General features: G+C 64.5%; 21 protein-coding genes. 13 read left to right on the plus strand and 8 right to left on the minus strand.

The window, feature by feature from the left end; translation table 11 throughout:
- Positions 1-54: 54 nt before the first annotated feature.
- Positions 55-759 carry a transposase gene (locus tag B0E47_RS10180; protein ID WP_077514130.1) on the minus strand — a complete coding sequence of 235 codons (705 nt, stop codon included), beginning with the start codon at positions 757-759 and terminating at the stop codon, positions 55-57.
- A gap of 39 nt (positions 760-798) precedes the next feature.
- Here B0E47_RS10180 and B0E47_RS10185 point away from each other — a divergent pair, with 39 nt between their 5' ends.
- From B0E47_RS10185 to B0E47_RS10200, 4 genes are all read left to right on the plus strand, one after another.
- On the plus strand, positions 799-2,037 hold the full coding sequence (locus B0E47_RS10185) for a GGDEF domain-containing protein (protein WP_077514131.1): 1,239 nt from the start codon (positions 799-801) through the stop codon (positions 2,035-2,037).
- Positions 2,038-2,514: 477 nt separating this feature from the next.
- Complete coding sequence (locus B0E47_RS10190) at positions 2,515-4,365, plus strand: FAD-dependent oxidoreductase (protein WP_077514132.1); 1,851 nt, start codon at positions 2,515-2,517, stop codon at positions 4,363-4,365.
- A gap of 189 nt (positions 4,366-4,554) precedes the next feature.
- Positions 4,555-6,405 (plus strand): 2-oxoacid:acceptor oxidoreductase subunit alpha, encoded by a 1,851-nt coding sequence (locus B0E47_RS10195; RefSeq protein ID WP_077514133.1) that lies wholly within the window; start codon positions 4,555-4,557, stop codon positions 6,403-6,405.
- Between the two features lies 1 nt (position 6,406).
- On the plus strand, positions 6,407-7,462 hold the full coding sequence (locus B0E47_RS10200; RefSeq protein WP_077514134.1) for a 2-oxoacid:ferredoxin oxidoreductase subunit beta: 1,056 nt from the start codon (positions 6,407-6,409) through the stop codon (positions 7,460-7,462).
- A gap of 135 nt (positions 7,463-7,597) precedes the next feature.
- Here B0E47_RS10200 and B0E47_RS10205 read toward each other — a convergent pair whose 3' ends face one another.
- Together B0E47_RS10205 and B0E47_RS10210 are read right to left on the minus strand one after the other, a co-directional pair.
- The gene (locus B0E47_RS10205) at positions 7,598-9,808 is read right to left on the minus strand and encodes a glucoamylase family protein (RefSeq protein WP_139351422.1); all 2,211 of its coding nucleotides are present in this window, start codon (positions 9,806-9,808) and stop codon (positions 7,598-7,600) included.
- A 225-nt stretch (positions 9,809-10,033) separates the two neighbouring features.
- Entirely contained in the window at positions 10,034-10,924 is an 891-nt protein-coding gene (locus tag B0E47_RS10210; protein ID WP_254422888.1) for a hypothetical protein, read from the minus strand.
- Positions 10,925-11,443: 519 nt separating this feature from the next.
- Here B0E47_RS10210 and B0E47_RS10215 point away from each other — a divergent pair.
- The 5 genes from B0E47_RS10215 (at position 11,444) to B0E47_RS10235 (ending at position 15,670) form a co-directional block, all read left to right on the plus strand.
- Positions 11,444-11,989, plus strand: coding sequence for a cytochrome oxidase (locus B0E47_RS10215; RefSeq protein ID WP_077514136.1), 546 nt, complete (start codon positions 11,444-11,446; stop codon positions 11,987-11,989).
- A gap of 2 nt (positions 11,990-11,991) precedes the next feature.
- Positions 11,992-13,491 carry a cbb3-type cytochrome c oxidase subunit I gene (locus tag B0E47_RS10220; RefSeq protein WP_077514137.1) on the plus strand — a complete coding sequence of 500 codons (1,500 nt, stop codon included), beginning with the start codon at positions 11,992-11,994 and terminating at the stop codon, positions 13,489-13,491.
- Positions 13,463-14,080: an SCO family protein gene (locus B0E47_RS10225; protein ID WP_077514138.1), complete on the plus strand. Its 618-nt coding sequence runs from the start codon at positions 13,463-13,465 to the stop codon at positions 14,078-14,080. Before B0E47_RS10220 ends, B0E47_RS10225 begins: the two co-directional genes overlap by 29 nt.
- On the plus strand, positions 14,077-14,685 hold the full coding sequence (locus B0E47_RS10230) for a hypothetical protein (RefSeq protein WP_077514139.1): 609 nt from the start codon (positions 14,077-14,079) through the stop codon (positions 14,683-14,685). The genes B0E47_RS10225 and B0E47_RS10230 overlap by 4 nt, the downstream gene beginning before the upstream one ends.
- Before the next feature lie 247 nt (positions 14,686-14,932).
- Positions 14,933-15,670: an NAD(P)H-binding protein gene (locus B0E47_RS10235; protein WP_254422889.1), complete on the plus strand. Its 738-nt coding sequence runs from the start codon at positions 14,933-14,935 to the stop codon at positions 15,668-15,670.
- A gap of 77 nt (positions 15,671-15,747) precedes the next feature.
- Here B0E47_RS10235 and B0E47_RS10240 read toward each other — a convergent pair whose 3' ends face one another.
- Positions 15,748-16,425: a polymer-forming cytoskeletal protein gene (locus B0E47_RS10240; protein ID WP_077514140.1), complete on the minus strand. Its 678-nt coding sequence runs from the start codon at positions 16,423-16,425 to the stop codon at positions 15,748-15,750.
- 201 nt (positions 16,426-16,626) lie between these two features.
- On the opposite strand from B0E47_RS10240, the gene B0E47_RS10245 reads away from it, so the two are divergent.
- Entirely contained in the window at positions 16,627-17,934 is a 1,308-nt protein-coding gene (locus B0E47_RS10245; protein ID WP_077514141.1) for a hypothetical protein, read from the plus strand.
- Positions 17,935-18,106: 172 nt separating this feature from the next.
- On the opposite strand, the gene B0E47_RS10250 is transcribed toward B0E47_RS10245, so the two are convergent.
- From B0E47_RS10250 to B0E47_RS10265, 4 genes are all read right to left on the minus strand, one after another.
- On the minus strand, positions 18,107-18,964 hold the full coding sequence (locus B0E47_RS10250) for a M90 family metallopeptidase (RefSeq protein ID WP_254422890.1): 858 nt from the start codon (positions 18,962-18,964) through the stop codon (positions 18,107-18,109).
- A gap of 9 nt (positions 18,965-18,973) precedes the next feature.
- Positions 18,974-19,384, minus strand: coding sequence for a DUF2231 domain-containing protein (locus B0E47_RS10255; protein ID WP_077514255.1), 411 nt, complete (start codon positions 19,382-19,384; stop codon positions 18,974-18,976).
- Between the two features lie 5 nt (positions 19,385-19,389).
- Entirely contained in the window at positions 19,390-19,728 is a 339-nt protein-coding gene (locus B0E47_RS10260) for a hypothetical protein (RefSeq protein ID WP_077514143.1), read from the minus strand.
- Between the two features lie 86 nt (positions 19,729-19,814).
- Positions 19,815-20,714, minus strand: coding sequence for a patatin-like phospholipase family protein (locus B0E47_RS10265; protein WP_077514256.1), 900 nt, complete (start codon positions 20,712-20,714; stop codon positions 19,815-19,817).
- A gap of 226 nt (positions 20,715-20,940) precedes the next feature.
- Here B0E47_RS10265 and B0E47_RS10270 point away from each other — a divergent pair, with 226 nt between their 5' ends.
- The 3 genes from B0E47_RS10270 (at position 20,941) to B0E47_RS10280 (ending at position 23,266) form a co-directional block, all read left to right on the plus strand.
- Positions 20,941-21,504 carry an isochorismatase family protein gene (locus B0E47_RS10270; RefSeq protein WP_077514144.1) on the plus strand — a complete coding sequence of 188 codons (564 nt, stop codon included), beginning with the start codon at positions 20,941-20,943 and terminating at the stop codon, positions 21,502-21,504.
- Positions 21,505-21,626: 122 nt separating this feature from the next.
- Positions 21,627-21,968 (plus strand): hypothetical protein, encoded by a 342-nt coding sequence (locus B0E47_RS10275; protein WP_077514145.1) that lies wholly within the window; start codon positions 21,627-21,629, stop codon positions 21,966-21,968.
- 5 nt (positions 21,969-21,973) lie between these two features.
- Complete coding sequence (locus tag B0E47_RS10280) at positions 21,974-23,266, plus strand: MFS transporter (protein ID WP_254422891.1); 1,293 nt, start codon at positions 21,974-21,976, stop codon at positions 23,264-23,266.
- Positions 23,267-23,349 lie beyond the last annotated feature (83 nt).

Genomic DNA, 23,349 nt, shown 5'->3' on the forward strand with positions numbered 1-23,349 from the left:
TCCAGGTCACATCGAACCGTGAGGCAAAGCCCTAAATAAAGGGGACGTGGCTAATTAAGCCTCGTCTCTCGCGCCGGTCAGCCTTGGCCGCCCACGCGGGCGGCACGTGGCAGGGCGTCCCAGGGTAGTTTCCACCATTCGCTGGAAGCGCTCATCGCTGAGCGCACGCTCCTGACGGGCATATGCGCGGAGGTGTTGCAGGTCATCCGGCGCGATGCCTGCGTCCAGCCATTGTCTGTAGGCGTGTGCGCGTTCAGCTTGGTCGTGTCCCATCGCGAGGTAAAGCGGGTGGGGTGTGATGAGAGGATCGCGTGCGCGGGCCAGGTGCGTGTGCACGCTCGACCAGCGGTAGTTTTCCGGCGCGTCGACCATGGCGGCGCGCACCGGATTGAGTTCGATATAGCGCATGACCGTCAGCAGGTAGCGTTCGCTCTGCACCAGACAGGACTTGAAACGCCCTTGCCAGAGCGCGCCGCAGCGCATGTGCCGGAGGTTGAAGGCCTGCACATAGGATTGGCCAACCCGGCCCATGGCGCGTGACAGTGTCCCAACGGTATCCGGCGTGAGCAGCAGGTGGAAGTGGTTGTCCATCAGGATGAACGCATGCAGGGCGACGCCATGGTCACGGAAGGCCCTGCGCAGCAGGTGCCTGAAGTGGTAACGATCCTCCGCATCGAGGAAGATCGCACCCTTGTTGATGCCTCGCTGGGTGACGTGCAGTGGCATGCCTGGCAGTTCAAGACGTGGCAGTCGTGGCATGGTTGTTGTCGGTGGAGAGCTTGCCGTCACTCTGCCCGGATGACCCGTCTGGATCTGTCGGCGGGAAGGCCTGGGCCGGGTGGGCATGGGCTTAATTGGCCACGTCCCCTTTTTCCTTTTTCCGTTTTTTGGCACCAGTTTTGCTTGGAAGTTTTGCAAGGTATTTTGCCTGCCACCCCGCCCATGAGGCACAGGATCTTGAAGCCGCCTTCCGTTGACCAATTCAAACGCAACGTGCTGCTGGCGATCATCGCGCTGAGCCTGCTCAGCACGGTCGTCGCGTGGGAGGTCATGGGGGCGCGAGGTTTGCTGTCCCCCGTCTTGAGTGGTGTGCTCGGCACGAGCACGTTTGTCCTTTCGGCACTGTTCCTGGTGGCGTGGAGGAGGTTGCTGCCGCAGCGCGCGATCGAGATAGGCTGCCTGCTGTTTGGCGTTGGCATCTGCGCGGCGTGCATGGCGCTGCGCATGTATTCGCCGAGATACGGTGCTGCCATCGACCTGCAGCCGCTGTATCTGTGGATTCCGGTCATGTATGTATTCGCCTTCACGCTGGGGGGACACAAGACCAGCCTGGCCATTTCGATGGGTGTCATGGCGCTGTTCGTCTGTATCAGCCTGCCTTACCTGGTGCACGACATCGAGGCGCCCTATGCCAACTTCACCTTGCAGTTGCACCTTGTGTCCGCCGTGCTGATCGCCGCGCTGTATTTCTTTTCCAGTTATCAGCATCGCCTCCTGCTTGCGCAATTGGCGGTCAACCGGCTGGCGCATCTTTCCAATACGGATGACCTTACCAAGCTGCCCAATCGCCGCCGCATGGCCGCGGCGATCGGAGCCGAGCTTGCCGGTTTCGCTGATCGTGGTGGCGAGTTCGCGGTGATGCTGTTCGACATCGACCACTTCAAGGCGGTCAACGATCAGTTCGGGCATGGTGCTGGTGACAAGGTACTGGTGGCATTGACGGCACGCGCGGCGCAAGTGTTTCGCGGCACGGACACCCTGGGCCGATGGGGAGGCGACGAGTTCGTGGCGCTGGTTCGGGGCGTCGACCCGGAGGAAGCGCTGCGCATGGCCAACGGGTTGTGCCGGCATATGGCAGCGGAGCCGATGTCCGATGGCCACCTCGTCACGATCAGTTGCGGAGCGACGGTCGTCAGGAGTGGCGACAGCATCGACAGCTTGCTGCAGCGTGCCGATGCGGCACTGTATGCCGCCAAGCGCGCCGGTCGCAATGGTGCGGAAAGCTTCCTGGAAACAGTGAAAGAGCGTGCCATTTAAAAACGGGGCAACGCGGAAACCGGGACGGAGTGGATCGGAAAAGGTGTCAGAGACAATTTCTGGGGGCAATTTCTGACAGCAGATTGGCTCTCGAAGACAGGGGGTGGCCAGCTATCATCGACCCCTCTTCATCGCAGCGCAGCGAATGAACCGGGACCTGACTGCGGCGAGGGAACCATCCGTGCGATACGCTCGTGTTCGCGGCAGGCAAACCAGGCCATTTCAAAGCTCCTTGCCCGGTTGGCACAGATGATGTCGCCCCGGCTTTCGATGAAAGTGGCGCTTGCCCTGCAGGCGCGGACTCGTTACTCGGGCGCCTGCTGCCAGCGAATCGCAAGGTTCCAGAGTGGCGGGGCGCCGAGCCCGCTTTTCGCTACCTGACCTGCCCCTTTCGTTTCCGCGCGAAACAATTAGACTCCGGATGGCGGGCCCACGTCGGCAGATCGCCGGCGTCCCGCGGTTGGCTGGAGGGCTTGCATGCAACCCACCGATATTGGCAATCCGCAGTACTTCCACAAGGTCGTGGACTGTCAGTGGGCCTGTCCTGCGCATACCCAGGTTCCCCGCTACATCCGCATGATCGCCGCCGGGCGCTTTGACGATGCGTACCTGCTCAACTGGGATTCAAACGTCTTCCCCGGAATTCTCGGCCGTACTTGCGACCGGCCCTGCGAGCCAGCATGCCGACGCGGGCGTGTTGAAGAGAACAACGGGGAGAAACCTGAGCCGGTCGCGATCTGCCGGCTGAAGCGCGTCGCCGCCGACAACCGCAGCGTCGATATCGAAAAGCGCATGCGCGAGCGCCTTCCCGAGCCGGTGCCGGGCGCCGAGCGTTTCCGCATCGCCTGCGTGGGCGGCGGACCATCCTCGCTCACCGTGGCGCGCGATCTCGCGCCGTTGGGTTATCGCGTCACCATCTTCGAAACCGACGCCAAGGGCGGCGGCTTCATGCGGACCCAGGTGCCACGCTTCCGCCTGCCGGAGGCGGTGATCAACGAAGAAGTGGGCTATATCCTCGGCCTGGGTGTCGAATTCGTGGGCAACCACAAGATCGATTCCATGAAATCGCTGCTCGCGGAAAACTTCGATGCGGTCTTCGTCGGCTGCGGCGCGCCGCGCGGCCGCAACCTGCATGTGCCGGGGCGCGACGAGGCTGCGACCTGGATCCACCTCGGCATCGAGTGGCTGGCCTCGGTGTACTTCGAGCACGTCAAGAAGGTGGGCAGGCGGGTGCTGGTGCTGGGTGGTGGCAATACTGCGATGGACTGCTGCCGCAGTGCGCGGCGTCTCGGTGGCGAAGAGGTCAAGGTGATCGTGCGTTCGGGCTACGAGGAGATGAAGGCCAGCCCATGGGAGAAGGAAGACGCGGAGCACGAAGGTGTCGAGATCCTGAACTGGCTGAACCCGAAATCCTTCGTGCACGAGGACGGCAAGCTGACCGGCATGTGGTTCACGCCGATGCGCGCCGAGGTGGACGCCAACGGCAGGCGCAAGCTGGTGCCGAACGGCGAGCCGGATCGACTCATCGAATGCGATGAAGTGCTGATCGCGGTGGGGCAGGAGAATGCCTTTCCGTGGATCGAGCGCGATCTCGGCATGGCCTTCGACGAATGGGGCATGCCGGTACTCGACAAACTGACCATGCAATCGTCATTGCCCGGGGTCTTCTTCGGTGGCGATGCGGCGTTCGGGCCCAAGAACATCATCTGGGCGGTCGAACACGGTCACCAGGCCGCAGTGTCGATCCACAACCTGCTGCAGCATGAGGATGTGCGCAAGCGGCCGCCGCCGTTGACCAACCTCGTCTCGCAGAAGATGGGGATCCACGAGTGGAGCTACGACAACGAAATATCCCCGGACGAGCGCTACGTGGTGCCGTGGGCACCGAAGGAAAAGACGCTCACCAACATCCATCAGGAAGTCGAGCTCGGGTTCGATGTGCAAACCGCTTGGAAGGAAGCGCAGCGCTGCCTCAATTGCGACGTGCAAACCGTATTCACGAAGGACATCTGCATCGAGTGCGACGCCTGCGTGGACGCCTGTCCGACGGATTGCATCACCTTCACCTCGAACGGTGAAGAGATGGAACTGCGCACGCGCCTCACGGCACCGGCGCAAAACACCGGGCAGGACCTGTATGTGTCGGAGCCCCTCAAGACCGCCCGGGTGATGGTCAAGGACGAAGACGTGTGCCTGCATTGCGGCCTGTGCGCCGAGCGTTGCCCGACCGGCGCGTGGGACATGCGGCAGTTTCTGTTCGTGGATTCCTGCGCGGGACACGACGAAGGCTCGGCCACCGTCGCCACGCGGAAGAAGACTCCGGCGTGAATCGAGGATGCACATCATCATCATGTCGGGTCCGCCCGCCGACGAGTAGCGGGCGGCGCTCGATGGCGCAGGCAGCATGGCGGAGCAGCCGCTGCTACAGGCGCCCCGCCGGGGCCGAGGCGATAGCCCGTCGGCATCCACCGGCGTGCACGGCGAGTCGGCTTTTCACCTTCGCGGAATGAGGAATCCATGGACCAGGTCCTGATGTCCATCAACGCCACCAACGACTTTGTCGTCAAGTTCGCCAACGTCAACGGTTCCGGTTCCGCGTCCGCCAACGAACTGTTCGCCAAGTGCATCCTGCGCATGGGTGTGCCGGTCAGTCCGCGCAACATTTTTCCGTCCAATATCCAGGGGCTGCCGACCTGGTACGAGGTACGGGTCAGCGAGGTCGGCTGGCTCGGCCGGCGCGGTGGCTACGATCTGATGGTGGCGATGAACCCCCAGACCTGGGATGCCGATGTTGCCGGCATCGCCCCCGGCGGCTATCTGTTTTACGACAGCAGCAAACCGCTGCCGAAGGCGAAATTCCGCGACGACGTCACCACCCTCGGCGTGCCATTGACCGATATCGCCAACCAGAACTGGGACGATCCGCGGCAGCGACAGCTGTTCAAGAACGTCATGTATCTCGGCGCGTTGTCGGCGCTGATGGGCATCGAGCGTGACGTGATCGTGCAATTGATCGGCGAGCAGTACAAGCGCAAACCGGCGCTGCTGGAGCCGAACCTGCATGCGCTGGATCTCGGCCGGGCATACGCCGAGCAGCATTTCGGGCCGATCGGCTTGCGCGTCGAACGTCGCGACGCCGTGGGCAAGCGCATCTTTGTGGACGGCAACAGCGCGGCCGCGTTGGGCCTGGTATACGGTGGCGCCACGGTATGTGCGTGGTACCCGATCACGCCGTCGTCCTCGCTCGCCGAAGCGTTCGAGAAATATTGCGCCAAGTTGCGGGTCGATCCCGAGACCGGCAAGCACCGCTACGCGATCGTGCAGGCCGAAGACGAAATCGCCTCGATCGGCATCGTCACGGGCGCCGGCTGGAACGGCGCGCGCGCGTTCACCACAACGTCCGGCCCGGGCATCTCGCTGATGAACGAGTTCATCGGTCTGGCCTATTTCGCCGAGATTCCGGTGACCGTGGTGGACGTGCAGCGGGGTGGGCCGTCCACCGGGATGCCGACCCGCACCCAGCAATCGGACGTGCTGTTCTGCGCGCACGCCTCGCACGGCGACACCAACCACGTGCTGCTGTTCCCCGAGGACCCGCACGAGTGCTTCGAATTCGCTGCCGCCGCGCTGGATCTGGCCGATCGCCTGCAGACGCCGGTGTTCCTGCTGAGCGACCTCGACATCGGCATGAATCAGCGCCTGTGCGAACCGTTCGCATGGGACGAGGCGCGCCAGTACGACCGCGGCAAGGTATTGACCGCCGAGCAACTGGAGGCCGGTGCGGCGTTCGGTCGTTACCGCGACGTGGACGGCGACGGCATACCGTACCGGACCTATCCCGGAACGCACCCGACCCGTGGCAGTTTCTTCACCCGCGGCACCAGCAAGAACGCCGATGCAAAATATTCGGAGAAGGGCGAGGATTACGTGCAGAACATGCAGCGCCTGCAGCGCAAGCTGGAGACTGCCAAGGCGCTGCTGCCGCAACCGGTACTGCATCGCGCGGCGAAACCCGCGAAACACGGCGTGCTCTATTTCGGTTCCACCGCGCCGGCGATGAACGAGGCGATCGCGAAACTCGATGCCGATGGCATGCCCATCGATGCATTGAGGGTGCGCGGTTATCCGTTTGCCGATTCCGTGCTGGCCTTCATCGACCAGCATCAGCAGGTTCTTGTGGTGGAGCAGAACCGCGACGCACAGTTGCGCGCGCTGCTGATCGAGCAGTTCGAAATCGACCCCGCGCGCCTGGTTCCGATCCTGCATTACGACGGCACGCCGATCACCGCGCGCTTCATTGTCCGGGCGATCGGCGAGCGCGTGCATGCCGCCGAAGGCGCCCGACTGCGTGACGACAAGGTGGCATGAGATGACCTATCTCCCCAAACCCAGGCTGCACCATCCCTCGCTGCAGCGCAACGCGGCCGGTTTCATCCGGCGCGACTACGAAGGTGCCGTCTCGACCTTGTGTGCCGGCTGCGGCCACGATTCCATTTCCGCCGCGATCATCCAGGCGTGCTGGGAGCTGGACATCGAGCCGCACCGCGTGGCGAAGATCTCCGGCATCGGTTGCAGCAGCAAGACGCCGACCTATTTCCTGTCGGCCTCGCACGGCTTCAACGCCGTGCACGGGCGCATGCCTTCGGTGCTGACCGGCGCCAATCTCGCCAACCGCGAGTTGCTCTACCTCGGCGTCTCGGGCGATGGCGATTCGGCCTCGATCGGCATCGGGCAGTTCGTGCACTCGATCCGCCGCGGCGTGGACATGGTCTACATCGTCGAGAACAACGGCGTATACGGCTTGACCAAAGGCCAGTTCTCGGCGACCGCCGACCAGGGCAGCAAGTCAAAAAAAGGTGCGATCAACACCGACGCACCGGTTGACATGGTAGGCATGGCGCTGCAACTGGGCGCGAGCTTTGTCGCCAGCAGTTTCTCCGGCGACAAGGCGCAACTGGTACCGCTGCTGAAAGCGGCGATGACGCACAAGGGAGCCGCGTTCCTGGATGTGATCAGCCCGTGCGTCACGTTCAACAATCACGAGGGCAGCACCAAGAGTTACGACTATGTGCGCGAGCACAATCACGCCCTGTGCCGGATGGACTTCATCTCGTCGCATGCCGAGATCACGGTCGATTACGCGCCCGGCGAGGTACGCGAGGTACACCAGCACGACGGCAGCGTGTTGCGCCTGCGCAAGCTGCCGGAAGGCCACGATAGCGGCGATCGCGTGGGGGCGATGAATTACCTGCACGCTTGCCAGGCACGCGGCGAGATCGTTACCGGCTTGCTGTACGTCGACCCCGATGCCGCCGACCTGCATGCGCATCTGGATACCACGCCGGTGGCATTCAACACCCTGGGCGAAGGCGAGCTTTGCCCGGGTGCCGCGACGCTGGAGGCGATCAACGCCGACCTGCGCTGATCGACCCGGTAGCAAAAACGTGTCGGGGACAATTGCTGACCACTGACCGGCTTGCGGGGTGAGGGTGATCGATGGCCCCTTTGTGCCGAAAGGCACGCTTCCATGCGTAAGGCATGAGTGCGTGCACGGGACGGCTCAATCCTTGTCCGGCACCAGCCCGATCGCCTTCTGCATCTTGCGGATCTCCGGGTTCGACATGAAGGCACGCCAGACCAGGCCGGTGCGGCCGTTCTCGATCATCACCGCCTGCGGTGCCTGGTTGAGGCCGACCGTGATGCCGGAATACCAGTTGAGCTGCTGGTTGAACGCGTCCCTGAAACCGTAGATGCCCCACAGTTGGGCACCCAGGTCCCGGTACCAGTGCTTGATCGCCGGCAGCGATGCCTCGGGCGCGTATGCATACGCGCTCACCGCGCCCGTCGGCGCGATGGTGCCGTCGTCGGTCATGAAAGGCTTGTACTCGTGATACATGTCGTCCGGCCCATCCACCGCGGTGAGGCCCCAGCTGTCGGCACCGTAGCCCTTGAAATGGCCGGGGTTGGCTTCCGCGTATTTCTGGCTGATCAGCGACTGGTTGCGATTGCTGCGGAAATAGTTGGAGAAGCGATCGCGCACGCCATGCGGGTCGTAGCCCATGTACGAGTAGTGGGTGAAGAACAGTGGCCCGGGTGAGCCCGGCGACGTCGCTGTCGGCAAATGGTAGACCTGCGAAAGCGTGATGCCGTAGAAGTCGTGCTTCACGCCATAGGACTGGTCATGACCGAGGCGTGCATAGCCGGTCCAGTAGGTGCTCGGCGGCACCGGGTGCGTCGGCGAGGCGATCGCCAGCAGGTAGGTGATCATCACCTCGTTCCAGCCTTCCAGCCGGAAGGCGATGTGGAAGCCATAGTTCGGCGACCAGTGCCAATACAGCGCATCGCGCTTCGGCGTGGCGCGGAACCAATCCCAGTCGACGCCCCGCCACAGCGCGGTGATGTTCTTGCGCAATTCGCGCTCCTGCGGATTGTTGCCCGTGTAGTAACCGCGCGCGGCGAGCAGACCCTGCATCAGGAACGAAGTCTCGACCAGGTCCGCGCCATCGTCATAGATCTGGAACAGTGCGATTGCATGCCCGGTGCGGCCACTGATGAAATGCGGCCACGCGCCGTGGAAGCGGTCGGCACGCGCCAGGAAGCGTGTGATGCGCAGCATGCGTTCGACCGCCTGCTGTCGGGTGATGAAGCCGCGATCTGCCGCGACAATCATCGACATGATGCCGAACCCGCTGGCGCCGGTCGCGATCATGTCGTCGGCGCCGGGCTGCGATTCGCGCGCCATGCCCGAGATCGGCTCGGCGGCATCCCAGTAATAACGGAAGCTCGCCTCCTGCACCATCGTCAGCAGTTCGTCGTCGCTCATCGGATGCGTCGCCGCATCGGCTTCGGCCGTCGACGCCGACTCGGCCAGGCTCGACGTGCGCGCCGACACCTTGTATGCCGCCTTCGCATGCGGGTCGCCGATGTAATCCGAATAGAGATTCACCCCGTAACGCTGCACGCCGATAGGTTTCCACGCGCCGCCGTTCAACGAACGGTAGATCACGTACTGCGCCACCGTCGGATCGCTCGGCGCGTCCCATTGCAGCAGCACATGCCGTTCGTAGCCGCGTGCACGCAGATTGCTCGGTGCTTGTGGTGCGGCGGTGGGGCCGGCATCGTTCTGGATGCGGATGTCGTCCAGATAAAGCGTGTGCTGCCGACCGTCGCCCGTACCCTGCGAAAGCACGATGGTGCCGATCCGGCGTGGCTCAAACGGTTGCAATGCATCCTTGACGAACTGATCGAGCGGAATGCGCACGCGCGTCCAGTGCCTGGGTGCAATCGCCTGGACGAAATCCGATAACGGACGCCGCTGGCTATGCGCCACAGTGACGTCGAACATGTCCATACCTTTCATCGTGTCGGAAAAGGCGATCTGCGGCAGGTCCTTCGCGGCAATGCCTTCGTCGCTCCACAGCCACAGGTACAGCGAGTCGCCGGCCCATCCGATATCGCGGTTGCGCCAGCGATACATCTTGATCTGCGCATCCCAACCGCCCTTCGGCGTCGACGTCCACTGCAGCATCAGCGCATTCGGTCCGCTGATGAACTGCTTCGTGGTCACCGGCAACTTGCCGTCGATCAGTGTCAATGCGCTCGGCGACGACACATTGCCTTCGCTGTACGGATACGAGCCTGGCGCGAGGCTGTTGTCGAAGAACACCTCACGCGAATAGTGCTGATCGGCCCGCGCTGGTGTGGCAATCAGATACAAGCCCAGCAAAAAGCCACCGACAACAAGCGTATGCATCGCCCGGGAAAAAGACATGGTGTACCCCTTGCTGCGTTTTCATCGCCAGGATCGTGGACGCGCCGGCACCTGCAGGATGTCGCAGCGGATGCGCGTCATCGGCCGACTATATACGAATGAAGCAGGCACCTCGAATAGCCGGCTTTTCGGCCCGTCTTGACCGGCGGTAACGTCGCCGCCACGACCAGGATCTCCACGGAGAGCGTTCTGCGTCGTGGTTTTGCTACGTTCGGTCGAGCGTGCTCAGTGCAAACCCGCGCTCGGGGAAGCCGCCGGCGTCACCGACTCGGCGGCCGCGCGTTTGGGTGTATCAAGCGGGCACCATGTCTTGAGGCGTTTGCCCGCACGGAACAGATCGATGCATACACGCATCTCGGCCTTGAAGGCCAGATCAGGCGTGTTCAGCGGGCAGCCGTATGACAGCGGCCTGGTCGCCTTGTACTCGGCAATACAGCTCGACAGTGGCGGCGGCCTGGTCGGATGCGGATCGGCGGTCAGCGCCGCCGGCGGCAGGTTGAGGCGCTCGTCGCCCTCCTTGGGCGAAGGTGGTATGGGTGGCACGCTGCACAGCAAATTGGAAGCCGTACTGCTCTTTTTGGGATCGCAGGCGCCTTTGGCGATCGCCTTGATCGCATCGCCTATATGGCGACCCAGCGCACCGCCGGCCGTCTCGTTTGGTGGCGGGAAATATTTTTCGAAACGGGTGGCCTTGTACTGCATCCGGTTGCTGTCGTGCTGCATGATCTGGCGATCATCCGCGGGCTTGGCCGGTTTGGCCTTGGCGCTTGTTGTGGCATAGGTCTCCGTCGTGGACGGCAGCCGCGCCGAGAAGCTGATGGCGCCCGGCGCGGCCACGGAGGCCGCCGGTGCAGGTGTCGCTTCATGATCCTGCACGACCATCGCATCACGACGTGGCTTCTCGTGCGTCATGGGGCGAACGCGGGGGGCCACCGCTTGCCGCGGCGGCGCCAACTTGGGTGGCATGGGTGGGGCAGGCGGCTGCGCGGCGCGTGGCGTGCTGGAATCGATCAGACGCACGATCAGCGTCTGATCGACGGGCGCCGCCGCCAGATGCGGCGGATTGAGCCGCATCTCGTACCACAGCGCCAGCGCGAACAGCGCGTGCAGTAGCACTACCAAAGCCAGCGCGGGCGCCAGCGCCGGGGGCGTCAGCGGTGGCTGTCGCCAGCGCCCGCGACCCAAGGTCTCGCGCGTCTCGCTGTCGAGCCATACCAGGCCGCGCGCACGATCCCCCGCCTGTTGATGTCGGACCTGCCCGGAACGTTCGATGACACTGCCTCATTCAAGCCAATTAACCATACGAAACCTGCGCATACCGTCAGCGCGCGTTGCGGGCAACCGCGGTAGACAGGTTCTTTCCTTCAGGGTTCCCTTGATGGCGAGGCTCACAACAAAGGGGGCAGGTTGAGCTGACCCTTTTGACCAGCTTGGCGTCGCATGGATGGAGTCGATGGCTGAGGTATCTCTGGTGTCCGGGTCGGGAGCGGCGGATGGCATCGACAGTGGGCGACGGCGGAAGCAGGTGCGCGCCGGGTTTCATGGCCGCGTAAACTTCCTCCGTCCCGTTTTTCGTTTGACAGCCTTGATGGGGTGAGCCCATAGTCATCCAGCCTTGACTGGATGGGGACTGTCATGATCCTTCAGAACGTCGTCTGGACCATCTCGCTGGTTGGCATGGGCCTGGTCGCGCTGGGTTTCGTCTACGTGATCCGTCAGGCCGGAAAGCCTGCCGACGATGCCGCGACGCGCAAGGCCGCGCACACTTCCAACCTGCTGCGACGATGGCTGTTCGGCAGCTTGCTGGTCATCTTCGTGGGCGGCACCTATGCCACCCTCCACCGTTTCCCGATTGCACCGCAGCACACGCCGCTGGATATCCACCAGGTGGTCGACGTGGTGGGGCAGCAGTGGTCGTGGCAGATCACTCCGGACACGGTGCACGCCGGCTCTCCGGTCGAATTCCGGGTAACCAGCAAGGACGTGAACCACGATTTTGCGGTCTACGCGCCGGACGGCCGCATTGCGACCCAGACCCAGGCCATGCCGGGCTTCACCAACAAGATCGTGTACACGTTCACGCAGCCGGGCACCTACAAGGTGATGTGCCTTGAATACTGTGGTATCGGACATGCGCCGATGACTTCCGAGATCAAGGTCGTCGCGGCGAGCGGAGGCTGACCATGGCTGCTCTCACGATGTATCCGGACAGCGAACGTCTCGACGGCGGCAACCGGGTCGCCTTCAACTTGTACATCATCACGGCGGTGACCTTGTTCGTGCTGATGATGCTGCTCGGGCTGACCATGCGCCTGGGGCAGGCCACCTGGCTGTCGGTACCGCCCGACCTGTTCTACCGCATCCTGTCGATGCACGGTGCCGGCATGGTCGGCACCGCGGCACTGGCGACCACTGCGGTGATGTGGTTCTTCCTGCGCAAGTACGTCCGACTGCACCTGTGGGCGTTCCTCACCAACTATGTGATGTTCATGCTTGGTGCGCTGTGCATCATCTTCGCGATCTTCGTCGACGGTTACGGCGCACTGTGGACGTTTCTGTATCCGCTGCCGGTGCACGGCATGGGGCTGTGGAGCCCGAATGCCGCGGCGCTGTTCATGCTGGGCTATCTGCTGATCGGCGTGGGCATGCTGGTGTTCTACCTGGATGCCGCCGCCGGCATCATCAGGGTGCACGGCAACCTCGGGCGTGCGCTTGGCCTGCAGTGGCTGTTCCGCGGCACCATCGATCCGGATCATCCGAAGGCGGTGGTGGCCAGCACCATGGTGGTCATCGCCAACACGCTGGGCATCCTGGCCGGCGCGGTGGTGCTAGTGATGGGGCTGGTCAATATCTATTACCCCGAGATGGCGTTGAACGCGCTGGTGGCCAAGAACCTGATCTACTGGTTTGGCCACATGTACATCAACGCCACGATCTACATGGGCGTGATCGCGGTGTACGAACTGCTGGCGCGCTATTCGGGCAAACCGTATCCGATCTCGCGGCCGTTCCTGTGGTCGTGGGCGGTCAGCACGCTGTTCGTGATCATCGTGTTCCCGCATCACCTGATGATGGACTATGCCGAGCCACCGTGGCTGGTGGTCATGGGCCAGGTGGTGTCGTGGGGTGCGGGATTCCCGGTGTTCCTGGTCACCGTGTACGGTGCGCTCACCAATATCTATCGCTCGAACATGCGCTGGACGATGCCCTCGCGGCTGCTGATCCTGTCGATGTTCGGCTGGGCGGCAGGCATCGTGCCGGCCATCCTCGATGGCACCGTTCGCATCAACCTGGTGATGCACAATACCCAGTGGGTGCCCGGACACTTTCACTTCTACCTGCTGCTCGGAGTGCTGCCGATGGCGTTGGCCCTGATGTTCCACGTGATCGGCCAGCGTGCGGATGCGCCGCCGAACACCGCGGCCGACCGGTTGGGATTCCCCGTCTACCTGATCGGCGGCCTGATCTTCGTGCTGGCCTTCCTCGACGCCGGGCATCTCAGTGTGGCGCGGCGGATGGCGACCCACCTGCCGGCGTGGACCGCTACCGACGAGGTCGGTTCGATCGGTGCGATCCTGGTGGTGCTGGGCATGCTCTACTTTGCGATCCGCATCACGGTGGGTCTGCTGAAGGCGCCCGCGCGAGGGGAGCCCCATGGCGGTACTGCGAACACTGCTGGTTAGTCTTGTCTTGCTGGCGGCGGGCCTCGGGATACTGGCCGCCGCCACCGACGGGTTTCGCGCCTACACCACCGAGACCGCCCGCCGCATCCGTGTCCGTGAACATCCGCCGCTGGTACCGCCGCTGCCGTTGCAGACCGCCGCCGGCGGGCGCACCAGCTTCGGGGAGTTGCGCGGGCGCTGGCTGCTGGTCGATTTCATTTATACCCGCTGCATGTCGTACTGCTCGGTCCAGGGCAGCGAGTTCGCGCGCCTGCAAGGCTCATTGGCCGAGCCCCTCGCCACCGGCCAGGTTGCGCTGCTGAGCGTCAGCTTCGATCCGACCCACGATGATCCCGTCGCGCTTGCCGATTACCAGCGCCAACACGGCGACCACGGCGCCGGCTGGATTGCGGCACGCCCGGTCGATCAAGCCGATTTGACGGCGCTGATGCACGCATTCGGCGTGGTCGCCGTACCGGACGGATGGGGCGGATTCGTGCACAACGCCGCGATTGCGGTGGTCGATCCGGCTGGCCGGCTGGTCGCGGTACTGGACTGGAACGATGCCCGCGCCGCCGCCCGCTACGTCACGCAGCGGTTGACGCCATGAAGCACCGGTCCGGTCGCCTGTGCCTGGTGGGCGCGATGCTGTGGGCGGCGCTCGCCATTCCCGCTGTGCGGCACGTGCTCGAATCGACGATGACCCTGCAGATGCTGATCCAGATTCCGTTGCTGGCGCTGGCCGGCGGGTGGCTGGCACAGGGGGCGCCAGGCTGGCTCGTTCGGCGCCTGCATGCCTGGAACCATCGCGGTATCAGCGGGCTGCTGCTGGCCTCGCTGACCGGCATGGTGTGGATGCTGCCGTTGGCGATGGATGCGGCGCTCGACGATCCGCAGGTCAGGCTGGCGAAATTCCTCAGCGTGCCGCTGCTGATCGGTGCGCCGATCGCACTGAGCTGGCCGCGTGCGGGGTTCGTGGTGCGTGGCGTGGTTCTGGTCGAGCTGATTGCCACCATGATGCGCCTCGGCTGGCTGTACCTGATTTCGCCGATACGCCTGTGCAGCAACTACCTGCTGGACGACCAGCAGCGACTCGGCAAGATCCTGCTCGTGGCCGGCTTCGCAATCCTGCTGGTGCTCGTCTGGAAGCTGGTGTGGGGGCATGTCGACAGCGGGCGCGCGGACCGCGAGGACGCCAGGATCGGGAGCGACTGACCGGCAACGCCGGCATCATCCGTTGCACTCTTGCAGTCACATCCTGTGGTGGCGTGAGTCCCACGCCACCACACCTCCTGGGACGCGCCGTGATCAGGCTGTTTGCCGGAGAAGAACGCAGCGACAGGCGCGATCATCCGGGTGATCCGCTGCGGATACGGAAGCTGGAACGGAGGAAGTCAAACGGGTTTGCCTGGCTTCCTCCTTTCCTTTATCGCTCGCCCCATAAACGGTCGCAGGGCAGTGCATGCGCTCGCGTTCGGGCGCTGCGTGCGATCAAGGCGCACAATGGCGCGTCACCACCATCGCGCTTCGCGTCGTCGCCATGAAGAAAGCACTTCTTTTCGGAGCCACCGGGTTCATCGGCTCGCAACTGCTGCCGATGCTGCTAGCGAGCGCCGACTACGACGGCATCACCATCGTCGTCCGACGCGACCCGGGCCTGGTGCACGCGAAGCTGGTGACGCTTGTCGGCGACCTCGATTCGCTGCCCACGCTGGCCGAACGGATCGACGCGGACGACGTCTTCATCGCCCTCGGCACGACCAGGGCCAAGGTGCCCGACGAGGCTGGCTACTACCGCATCGACCACGACTACCCGGTGCGGGCCGCCGCGGTCGCGCAGGCGCGCGGCGCGACGGGTGTGTTCCTGGTGTCGGCCGTCGGGGCGAACGCGGGTTCGTCCGTGTTCTACCTCCGCACGAAGGGCGAGACCGAGCGCGACGTCATCGCGCTGGGCATCGCGCGCACGCACATCTTCCGGCCGTCGCAACTGCTCGGGCAGCGCGAAGAGAACCGGCCGCTCGAACGCTTCACCATCGCGGCGTGGCCGTTGATCGACTGGCTCCTCGTGGGTGGCGCACGTAAGTATCGCGGCATCGCGGGTGCGGATGTCGCGCGCGCGATGCTGCGTGCGGCGAAGGACGGCGCGACGGGCGCGCGCATCCACGAGTGGGTCGACATGAAGGCGCTGGCGTCGCGCTGAGTCGACGCGTGCGATGTCGCTGCGTCGAGCAATGGAGCGAAAGAGGTGTGGAGGACCACACCTCCGGACAGCGTTTTCTACGAGGCCGGCGGCGTCGCGCCGGTAAACTTCACCGCGTTGGCGCCGCTGATTGGCCCCGCGACTTTGGCCTGATCGCTGACGTAAAGTTTGACCGGTCTTTCGAAGGTCAGCGGGCCATTCACGCTCGCGCCCGCATCGATCACGATACGCGGCATGTAGTTGCTGCTGCTGCCGAAGTGGATGCCGAAAAACCCGTTGCCGTTGGGTTTTTCCACCTTGATGCCGCCATCGACCACGGCGTTGCCCGTAATGTGGATGTTGCCATTCACCGTGACGATGCCATTGCCGACGTGGGCACCATCGATCTCGATACGGCCGTTGACGTTGGTCAGCGCACCGTTCACGGCGGACCCTGCCGCAAGGCTGAGCGCGCCATTGACCGTCGTTGCGTTACCCGAGACCTTGGCGTCGTTTTCGAGGGTGATGTCGCCATTGACCGTCTTGGCAGCACCTGCCTGTGCGCCGCTGGCGAGATGGATTGAGCCGTTGACAGTGGTGGCCTTGTCGGCCCTGGCCTGGGCCTCCAGGTTCACCGAACCGTTCACGGTGGTCGCGTCGGAAACACTGGTGCCTGCCGGGACGTCAACGGAGCCATTGACGCCGTTCACGCAAGCCGTGATGGCGAGTGGCAACAACAGGGCGATGATGTAGGTGCAAAGACGTGCGTGGCGCATGGCAGCCTCGTGCGCGTGGTGGTGGGGAACGTTGGACGGAATGATCGTGCATCAATGTCGGGGGTTTGCCAATAGGCCTCTCGACATGGCGGAAAAGAGGACGGAGGCTGAGGTTTTCCACGAGAATGCGCACGTGACATCGTGCCCTGTTTCGCGCCATGCACGCCTGACCGACCAATGAAGAGAACCGTGGAGCGACCGATGAAATGTTTTCGCAGTGGACTCCCGCTTGTCCTTGCTGCCTTCGCAGCGTTCGCCCCGGCCGCATACAGCCAGACGGCAAAGCCGGAGATCATTGCCGGGCACACCGCAAAACGTGATGCCGACGGTCGCCTGCTTCCCTGGATTTCATGGCGTACGGCGCTCGACCGCGAAATGCGCTTTTACGAAAGCGCGCCCACGGATCATGGCTATCCGATTTTTGTCACGACCACGTTTGTCGATGGCGACTGGAAGCCGATTGCCGAACGCAGCGATACCATTCCGGCGACGCAAAATGGCATGGGCATCATTTCGTACCTGAAATACGACGAGTTTCGGAGCGGCCACCATCCGCGGACGCTGGCGATCGCACGCTTGATGGGCGATTACCTGCTCAAGGAAAGTCTCACGCCCGATTCCGGAAAATACCCGCGCTTTCCACATTCGACAGGGCGTCGCGACCAGTTCCCCCAGCCGGCGAACAGCGGCTCGCAATCCGATCGCCCCTACGAAATCGAACCGGACAAGGGCGGTATCTCCGGCTACGCCCTGGTCCTGCTCTCCGATGCCACGAAGGAGCCAAAGTACTTCGCCCAGGCGCTTCACGATGCCCGCGTATTGATGGCCAGTCAGCGGACCGGTGACGCCACGCATTCGCCGTGGCCTTTCCGGGCCGACCATCGCACCGGCGCCCCGCGCGGCCCCATCTCCAGCGACATGACGTACATCCTGCGTCTCTACGACGTGCTGCTTGCGCGCGGCTACACGGAGTTCCAGCCGTCGCGCGCCGCGCTGTGGCGGTGGATCAAGACGCAGCAGATTCCGAGCGCAAAAACGGATGGCGCGCGCTTCGCACAATTTTTCGAAGATCACGACACACCGACGAATCGCAATGCCTGGGCACCGCTGAATCTGGCGCGTTACCTGCTGGAGAAACGCGAGGCGATCGATCCGGACTGGCGCGCAGACGCGTCAACCCTGATTGAATTCGTGCGCAGGAATTTCACCCACAAGGAATTCGGGGTGACCGTGTGTCACGAGCAGGACGAAGACCATGATGCGTGGGGCGGCATCAATTCGACCTACGGCGCCGTACTCGCGATGTATGCCAAGGCGACCCAATCCGCCTTGCTTGCCCGGGAAGCGCGCGAAGCACTGAACTTCACGGAATACGCCATCGATGAACAAGGCCGTCCACGCGATCTCATCAAGAACGCAACGCCGGGCGGTTGGCAGGAAGACGCGCACACCGACGTGATCCATAACTATCTGGACGCACTCGCTGTTTATCCGGAGTGGGGAAACTGAGGCAACGTCGAACAAGCCATCGCCGCAGCCGGAGCCCCTTGCGCGCATGGTTTGGGCTGGCTGACCTGGTAAAGGACGTCGCCTGATGGGCAGGGCGCGGCGGATTGGCGGGCTGGGGCGGCGTCAGATTACCTGTCGTACCCTCTGACGTTCGCGCTTGAACACTGCGCGCTCAGAACGGGTGCTGCCGGTAAAACTGCTCGAGCTGCCGATAGACGTCCGGCAAATGCTGGCGCAAGGTTGCCGGCCCCTCGAAGAATTGCTCACTGGCCACCGCAAAGAATTCGGCCGGGCTTTCCAGGGCATACGGGTCGATCGGCAACTCGTCCCCGTTGCGTTGTTCTTCCTTCAGCTGATCCCACGCGCTGGAGAAGACCTTCGACCACACGCGGCGATCCATGCGCCGGTGCAGCGGCGGAAAGCCGTTGGCGTCCCCGTTGAGCATGTCGAGCTTGTGCGCCATTTCGTGGATGACCACGTTGTGTCCCGGTTTCTTCTCGCCATTCAGCACGTCTGCCCAAGACACAATCACTGGCCCGCGCCCCCATGCTTCGCCGGCCATCACGGTGCTGGTCTGGTGAACCACGCCGGCTGAATCCATCTGTTGGCGACGTGGAATGAACGCATCCGGGTACACGATGACGCTGTGCCAACCGTCGTACCAGTCAAGGCCCAGTTTCAGGATGGGCACGCAGGCATGCGCCGCGAGCAAGACACGGTCGGCGTCGTCGAGATGCAAGCCCTTGGTCGGTTCCAGCGACTTGCTCTCCAGGAACAGCGTGGCGAGCACACGCAACGTGGCCTGGTCGGAAGCGCCCAGCCGACGCGCCGGGGCACAGCGCCGCAGCGCGTCCCGCCAGAGCGATTCGACGATCGGGCGCCGAGCAACGATGCGCCGTACGCGCCAGTTTCTGATTTTGTCGAACATGGCCACATGCTGGGGGAAGCGTAGAGCCAAGAGCATCTGGGCCGAAGTGCACTTTCTCAAGCTCCCCGGATCGGAAGCGCCGCCGGGCCGGGCCGGCGGCACAACCGGGTTTCACTCGCGACCCACGCCGTGGCCGTAGACCAGCCGGCCACCGAACCAGCCGCCCACCGCCAGCGCGAGGAGCCCACCCGCGTCCAGCAGCAGCGAGGTGACGTCCGGTTCCAGCGGCTTGAAGTGATCCAGCCGCAACAGCAGGCGGGCAGTGAACAAGGTAAACGCGGTGAGCATGGCGCCCATGTGCCACCAGGCATCGCGCAGCGCGGCACCCTCCGGCACCCGCGCCAGTTCCATCATGCCGGCCAGCATGGCCAGCACGGCCATCGCGCAGCCGACCGCCAGCAGACCGCCCGACCACGACCACGCCGCGGCGCCGAAGCGCAGGCTGGCGAAATCCGCCAGCACCGCCAGCGACCAGCACGCCACCGGAAAATGCACCAGCGCGGGGTGCAGCGGATGGCGCATGGCGCTCACATCAGCACGCTGAGCAGGGTGAGAAAGCCGATCACCGCCACGCTCGCATGCACCAGCACCACCGCCTTCGGTGGCAGCTTCCGGCGCAGGTGGAACGAGGCGAGAAAGAAGCCGCCCAGCGCGGCCACCAGCAGCAGCACGAAGCCGGCCAGCACCCGCTGCGTCGTCGCCCCCTGCAGCAACAGGACGATCAGCAGCACCAGACCGGCGGCGCCCAGCAGCGCATGCAGCACCGACAAGGCCCAGGGTGCGAACTTGCCGCGCAATACGTGGGCGGCAAGGATGAGGCCGCCCACGGCGGCGATGGCGAACACGATCAAGGCGGTATTGAACATTTCATTCTCCCTGGCAATGAAAACCGGCACGCCGGATGGCGCGTCGGGTGGACGGTGCAGCGGTGAAACGCCGTACCGTGGATCGGTCAGGCATGAGCATGGCACGCCCCGTGCGCGGCTGCCGCGCGGTGGTGGTGATGGACCAGCGGCACATGCAACGGGCCGTTGCTCGCCAGGCCGCCTGCGTCAAGCCAGTCGCGGGTCTGCGCGGCGGCGCGCTCGATCAGCGCGGCGGTCTGCGAGAAATCGAAGACGGAGACGCCCAGCGGGCACAGCGGCGGCACGATGGCGATCCGGGCATCCGCCGCGTAACGCTCCACGTCGCGGTCGAGCTGGCGCATGTTCTGCAGTCCCATCACGTGCAGCGCCAGCGCCGCCATGTTGCGCGGCGGTTCGCGCAGCGCGCAGCTCACGCCGGTGGGCAACACCAGGATGCGTTCGGCACCCAGCGCGACCGCGCTGGCGATCGGCGTGTTGTTGGCGACCCCGCCGTCGACGAGGTAGCGGCCGTCCAGTGCCACGTGCGGAAACACCACCGGGATCGCCGTGCTCGCCAGCAGCGCGGTCTCCACCGAGCCACGGGAAAGCAGCACCGCTTCGCCGCCTAGCACATCGGTAGCCACCACATGCAGCGGCAGTGGCGCCTGCTCGATGCGTTCGATGCGCAGCGAACGTTGCACGATGGCGCGCAGCCGCGAGGGCTCGATCAGGTGATCCTGGCCGAACAGCAGCGCCTTGATGCCCGCCAGCAAGGTCAACGGAAACACGTCGCGGCGGCGCAGGCCGCGCCATAGTTCGACCAGCCGGTCGACGCCCGCGGGAGTCGGATCGTCGGCGAAGAATGCGCCGTTCAGCGCGCCCACCGAAGCGCCGATCACCATGTCCACCGCCACATTGGCGCGGCTGAGCGCCTGCAGCATGCCGACCTGCACCGCGCCGAGACTGCCGCCACCGCTGAGCACCATCGCTGTCTTCGGCACCGCCATCGCACCCTCCGCCATCCCCTGCCGACCGCAAACCGGCAGGCAGTCTGCCGATGGGATGCAAGTCGCCCCCGTGGCGTTCCCGCGCGATGCAGCGGGCCCGACCATGACTGCCCAGCGGGAAACCGCGGTATGTTCATCCAGTCCGACCATGTATCGCGTAGCGTCCGGTCGGCGGCAACACAGAAACGGACCGATCCGACACTTCAGTTCCCACGAGGAGACAGCCATGGGCATGACCATCCTGGACCCGCACACCGCGTTGCTGGTCATCGACCTGCAGAAGGGCATCGTGGCGTACCCCACTGCGCACCCGATCCAGCCGGTGCTTGCCCGCGCCGGCGAACTGGCCAGGGCATTCCGTCGCCATCGCTTGCCAGTGGTGTTGGTGAATGTGGATGGAGGCGCGCCCGGTCGCACCGCGCAGCCGCCGCGTGGCGGCGAGCGTCCGGCCGACTGGACCGAGCTGGTGCCCGAACTGGGCCGGCAGCCCGACGACATCGTCCTCACCAAGCGGACCTGGGGCGCCTTCGCGAGTACCGACCTGGCCTCGCGCCTGAAAGCGCTTGGCGTCACCCAGGTGGTGATGGCCGGCGTTGCCACCAGCATCGGCGTGGAATCCACTGCTCGGCAAGCCTACGAGTTGGGCTTCAACGTCACCCTGGCGCTGGATGCGATGACGGACATGAGTGCGCAGGCGCACGAGAACAGCGTCGAGCGGATCTTTCCGCGCCTGGGTGAAACCGGCACCAGTGCCGGGATCATGGCGCTGCTTGATCGCCGCGAGCACTGAGCTGGCCGCGCTTCATCACGGCCGTCGTCACGCGAAGCATGCGACCGATCCGATGTGCACTTCGCCGATGAGGGGTTAAAGTTCGGGTTTTGCCTGGGCACACCACACTGGAATCTTTCATCATGTTCTGGCTCCACCACCTCGCCTGGTTCGCAGCAGGCCTCATGCTCGTCAACGCGATGCCCCATCTCGTCCGCGGCGTGACCGGTCGCGCCTTCCAGACGCCGTCTGCCAAGCCTCCAGGCAAGGGACTTTTGTCTTCGATGGTCCATGGGCCGTGGGGTTTTGCGAGCCTGTTGGCGGCGTGGTGGCTGGTCGAGCGCGTGGGTGATTTCGATCCGAGGTCCGCCGTCGATGCCGGCGCCTTTGGGCTGGGCATGCTGATGGCCCTGGCCGGGCTGGCGTGGAGTTTCGGTCGCCTGCATGGCGGCAATGCCCCGACGGAGTGGTCAGGCACGCCATGAACGGCATGTTCCACTCGCTCAGGAGCTACAACTACCGGCTGTGGGCCGCTGGCGCGCTGGTGTCCAACGTGGGCACCTGGATGCAGCGCGTCGGGCAGGACTGGCTGGTGCTTACCGTGCTCACCCATCACAGCGCCACGGCGGTGGGTACGGTGATGGCGCTGCAGTTCGGGCCGCCGCTGCTGTTGTTGCCGTTGACCGGCCTGGCCGCCGACCACCTCGATCGACGCAAGCTGCTGCTCTTCACCCAGGGCGCCGCGGGTTTGCTGGCGCTGGGTCTGGGCCTGGTCACCATCACGGGCGTGGTGCAGCTCTGGCAGGTGTATGGCTTTGCGTTGCTGCTGGGCATCGTCACCGCGTTCGATGCGCCAGCCCGGCAGGCGTTCGTCTCGGACCTGGTCACCGACGACGACCTGGCGAACGCGGTGGCGCTGAACTCCACTTCCTTCAACGGCGCCCGGATGCTCGGCCCCGCCGTGGCGGGCGTGTTGATCGCCGCGGTCGGCGAGGGCTGGCTGTTCCTAATCAACGCGGGTTCCTACGCGGCCGTGCTGGTCTCGCTGTGGTTCCTTCGCGTGCGCGAGCTGCATACCGAAGCGCGCCCCGCCAGCACGCGCGGCAGCCTGCTGGCAGGGTTTCGTTACGTGTGGCAGCGGCCCGACCTGATCGCGGTGCTGGTGATGCTGTTCCTGCTCGGCACGTTCGGCTTCAACTTCGCGATCTTCATCTCGACCATGTCGGTTACCGTGTTCCACGGCAACGCCAGCCAGTACGGCCTGCTGACCTCGGCGATGGCGGCGGGCACCATGAGCGGGGCGTTGCTTTCGGCCCGTCGTCAATTCCCCGGCATGGTGCTGATGGGCGTCGCTGCGGCAGCCTTCGGGGTCACTATGGCGCTGGCGGCGGCGATGCCCAGCCCCTTGCTGTTCGCGGTCGTGCTGTTCTTCGTGGGCCTCGCCGCGCTCACCTTCATGACCGCCAGCAACTCGATGATGCAACTCACCACCGAGCGCACCATGCGCGGCCGGGTGTTGGCGCTGCGCATTGCCGTGGTGATGGGCGGCACCCCGATCGGTGCACCGCTGGTCGGCTGGGTGGTCGATCATTTCGGCGCACGCTGGGCGCTGGGCGTAGGCGCGCTGGCGGGCCTCGCCGCCGCCGGGGTCGCGGTGGCCTATCTGGTCAGGCATCGCCATCTGCGTCTGTTCCGTGAGGCCGGGCGGCTGCGCCTGGTCATCCACCCCGAGCCGGTGGACTTGGTGGCCGTTCGCGTGGCGGCGGGTGAGCGTGTCACCTGAGCGGCGAACACCGAAGCCGTACCAGTTGATTGCTCCATCAGAACGAGGTCCGATCCGTGCGAAACCGCCGACCGGGCCGTTCC

The organism is Rhodanobacter sp. B05 (assembly GCF_002001085.1).
Lineage (GTDB): Bacteria > Pseudomonadota > Gammaproteobacteria > Xanthomonadales > Rhodanobacteraceae > Rhodanobacter.

What these genes read in the sequence shown, in the direction of transcription:
- B0E47_RS10180 (WP_077514130.1), bottom strand. Translation starts at nt 759, where the DNA reads ATGCCACGACTGCCACGTCTTGAACTGCCAGGCATGCCACTGCACGTC.
- B0E47_RS10185 (WP_077514131.1), top strand. Translation starts at nt 799, where the DNA reads ATGACCCGTCTGGATCTGTCGGCGGGAAGGCCTGGGCCGGGTGGGCAT.
- B0E47_RS10190 (WP_077514132.1), top strand. Translation starts at nt 2,515, where the DNA reads ATGCAACCCACCGATATTGGCAATCCGCAGTACTTCCACAAGGTCGTG.
- B0E47_RS10195 (WP_077514133.1), top strand. Translation starts at nt 4,555, where the DNA reads ATGGACCAGGTCCTGATGTCCATCAACGCCACCAACGACTTTGTCGTC.
- B0E47_RS10200 (WP_077514134.1), top strand. Translation starts at nt 6,407, where the DNA reads ATGACCTATCTCCCCAAACCCAGGCTGCACCATCCCTCGCTGCAGCGC.
- B0E47_RS10205 (WP_139351422.1), bottom strand. Translation starts at nt 9,808, where the DNA reads ATGTCTTTTTCCCGGGCGATGCATACGCTTGTTGTCGGTGGCTTTTTG.
- B0E47_RS10215 (WP_077514136.1), top strand. Translation starts at nt 11,444, where the DNA reads ATGATCCTTCAGAACGTCGTCTGGACCATCTCGCTGGTTGGCATGGGC.
- B0E47_RS10220 (WP_077514137.1), top strand. Translation starts at nt 11,992, where the DNA reads ATGGCTGCTCTCACGATGTATCCGGACAGCGAACGTCTCGACGGCGGC.
- B0E47_RS10225 (WP_077514138.1), top strand. Translation starts at nt 13,463, where the DNA reads ATGGCGGTACTGCGAACACTGCTGGTTAGTCTTGTCTTGCTGGCGGCG.
- B0E47_RS10230 (WP_077514139.1), top strand. Translation starts at nt 14,077, where the DNA reads ATGAAGCACCGGTCCGGTCGCCTGTGCCTGGTGGGCGCGATGCTGTGG.
- B0E47_RS10235 (WP_254422889.1), top strand. Translation starts at nt 14,933, where the DNA reads ATGCGCTCGCGTTCGGGCGCTGCGTGCGATCAAGGCGCACAATGGCGC.
- B0E47_RS10240 (WP_077514140.1), bottom strand. Translation starts at nt 16,425, where the DNA reads ATGCGCCACGCACGTCTTTGCACCTACATCATCGCCCTGTTGTTGCCA.
- B0E47_RS10245 (WP_077514141.1), top strand. Translation starts at nt 16,627, where the DNA reads ATGAAATGTTTTCGCAGTGGACTCCCGCTTGTCCTTGCTGCCTTCGCA.
- B0E47_RS10255 (WP_077514255.1), bottom strand. Translation starts at nt 19,384, where the DNA reads ATGCGCCATCCGCTGCACCCCGCGCTGGTGCATTTTCCGGTGGCGTGC.
- B0E47_RS10260 (WP_077514143.1), bottom strand. Translation starts at nt 19,728, where the DNA reads ATGTTCAATACCGCCTTGATCGTGTTCGCCATCGCCGCCGTGGGCGGC.
- B0E47_RS10265 (WP_077514256.1), bottom strand. Translation starts at nt 20,714, where the DNA reads ATGGCGGTGCCGAAGACAGCGATGGTGCTCAGCGGTGGCGGCAGTCTC.
- B0E47_RS10270 (WP_077514144.1), top strand. Translation starts at nt 20,941, where the DNA reads ATGGGCATGACCATCCTGGACCCGCACACCGCGTTGCTGGTCATCGAC.
- B0E47_RS10275 (WP_077514145.1), top strand. Translation starts at nt 21,627, where the DNA reads ATGTTCTGGCTCCACCACCTCGCCTGGTTCGCAGCAGGCCTCATGCTC.
- B0E47_RS10280 (WP_254422891.1), top strand. Translation starts at nt 21,974, where the DNA reads ATGTTCCACTCGCTCAGGAGCTACAACTACCGGCTGTGGGCCGCTGGC.